Genomic DNA, 656 nt, shown 5'->3' on the forward strand with positions numbered 1-656 from the left:
GTCGCTCGCAACAAGCTCAAAAGCGCTCAGCACCGACCTTCGATCATCGCCGCGTGCTGGATTCAGGCAACCTTGTGGTGACGTCATGATTTATGGAAAGGTCAATAATACGTCGGGCGGCGTGGCAACGTTGAACGGCAACAGATCGCTGATATCGGCATCCGCTCCACGCTGCGGTAGTTCGGTTAGCACGCGAAGCAGATAGGTATACGGTTCGACGTTGCACGCGCGGCACGTGAGCATCAGGCTATAGATGATGGCGCTCGCCTTCGCCCCGGCGACGCTGTCACTGAACAACCACGCCTTTCTTCCGGTCGTAAATGGCCGGATGTCCCGTTCGAGCACGTTATGCCGACTCCCCGATTATGCCGCGTCATGAATCCACGGACACAACGGTTAGGCGGATCTCTGTTCCCTGTCGCTCCGGCTGTCGGCATTATCAGAGAGCCTCCAGAAAGGCGAGTAACGGATCTGGAGGTTTGTAACGTGTCGGTGCAACACCACTCACCGTCGCGTGCGCGAGCGCGCGTTCCTTGAGTTGCATATCGGCGTGCAAATAGATCTGAGTAGTCTCGGAGGACTCGTGCCCGAGCCAGAGCGCGATCACGGTCAGGTCAACGCCGTGATGCATCAGGCTCATCGCGGCCGTGTGCCGA

1 protein-coding gene and 1 pseudogene are annotated in these 656 nt (G+C 58.4%); both read right to left on the bottom strand.

The genetic code is table 11. The features are described 5' to 3' along the window. Positions 1 to 90: 90 nt before the first annotated feature. Positions 91 to 351: pseudogene (locus tag HV796_RS43045) on the bottom strand (transposase domain-containing protein); the annotation flags it as partial. 88 nt (positions 352 to 439) lie between these two features. After that, positions 440 to 656, bottom strand: a 217-nt coding sequence (locus tag HV796_RS43050) for a tyrosine-type recombinase/integrase (protein WP_175233649.1), incomplete at its 5' end; no start/stop codon positions are given.

Origin of the sequence: Paraburkholderia humisilvae (assembly GCF_902859855.1) — a bacterium.
Lineage (GTDB): Bacteria > Pseudomonadota > Gammaproteobacteria > Burkholderiales > Burkholderiaceae > Paraburkholderia > Paraburkholderia humisilvae.